The sequence below is a fragment of the Gordonia sp. (in: high G+C Gram-positive bacteria) genome, assembly GCF_049299075.1.
Taxonomy (GTDB): Bacteria; Actinomycetota; Actinomycetes; order Mycobacteriales; family Mycobacteriaceae; genus Gordonia.
This window is the reverse complement of record NZ_JBAQWU010000442.1, coordinates 1-1,504: the sequence shown is the minus strand read 5'-3', so window position 1 is coordinate 1,504 and position 1,504 is coordinate 1. Positions and strand designations below refer to the sequence as shown.

Genomic DNA, 1,504 nt, shown 5'->3' with positions numbered 1-1,504 from the left:
CATCTACGCCCCGGCCGACGGGGCAGGTGAGATCACCACGCGCGCAGCGATCTGTACCGCCGATTCCGGTGGACGCTATCGGGCTCAGGTCACCATCTTGCCGAAGGACGCCGACGGTCAGCGATTGCAGTTGGCACGTCGGCTGGCGGGCAACGATCAGGGCCTGGATGTGATGGTCATGGACGTGGTCTGGACCGCGGAGTTCGCGAACGCCGGCTGGATGGTGCCGGTCCCGGCTCAGACCGCTGCGCAGGTGGCCGCGACCAACCTGGCAGGTCCCGTCCAGACCGCGATGTGGAAGCGGCCCGACGATGCCGCGCCGGTGCTGTATGCGCTGCCGATTTGGACCAACACCCAGCTGCTCTGGTTCCGTCCGGATGTTCTCCGGCAGTACTTCGGTCGCACCGCGAAGGCGCCGACCACGTGGGAGAAGATGATCGAGGACGCGACCGCGATCCACACCGAGAATTCGAACGGTCCGGCGCAGATCATGGTGCAGGGCGGGCAGTACGAGGGTTTGATGGTGTGGTTCAACTCGGTGCTGCAGAGCGCCGGTGGGCACATCTTGGATCCGGCAGATCCCACCAAGCAGGCGCTGAACGACACTCCCGAGCATCAGGCGGCCACCCTCAAGACACTGCAGATCTTGAAGGCGGTGGCCACCTATCCGGGTGCCGATCCGTCGATCAGCAACTCCACCGAGGGCACCGCGCGTGACGGGATGGAGAAGGGGCAGGCGGCCTTCCAAATCAACTGGCCGTTCGTCTTCCAGTCGGCACGGCAGAATGGCGCCTCCGGTGACGTCGACTTCCTGAAGGAGCCGCTCGCGCCGTTTGCGACGAAGATCCTCGACGAGGACAACCCGCCGACCGCCGAGGACCTGGTGCCGATCAATCGGGTGCTGCGGCGTTCGTTCGACTTCGCCCCCTACCCGGGCGTCGCGGCGGATCTGCCAGCAAAGTCCACGCTCGGCGGCCTGAACGTCGCGGTCGCCTCGACGTCCAAGCAGCCGGAATTGGCGGCGCAGGTGGCCTCCTGCCTCACCAGTAAGGACGCCCAGCGCGTGTATGCCCTCGAGGGTGCGCTGCCGCCGACAGTCGCGGCCCTCTACGAGGAGCCCGACTTCCAGACCGCCTACCCGATGGGCGAGGAGATCATGCGTCAGTTGACCGAGGAGCATGTCGCTCCGCGACCGGCGACCCCGCAGTACCAGGCGGTGTCGACGCTCGTGACCGCCACGCTGAGCCCGGTCGGTCGCTGGGATCCGGAAAGCATGGTCGACGTCCTCGCCGACAAGGTGCAACGAGCCGTCGACGGGGAGGGGATCATTCCATGACCACCGGTGACGACAATCAGACGCCGCGCGATCGCGAACCGGTCGCGCCCGTCCATTCCGATATCTGGGTACCTCCCGCCGCAGGCGGTCGCGCGGTACCGCCGCCGCCGCCGCCCATTCCCGCGCCCGTCGCCCCGACCGAGCGCGAATCGGTGACCGAGCCCGCAT

1 protein-coding gene is annotated in these 1,504 nt (G+C 67.3%); it reads left to right on the top strand.

Going from position 1 to position 1,504, the window contains the following annotated elements:
- The coding region (locus tag WAW85_RS14105; protein WP_422560229.1) for an extracellular solute-binding protein at window positions 1-1,336 on the top strand (1,336 nt) is incomplete at its 5' end.
- Window positions 1,337-1,504 lie beyond the last annotated feature (168 nt).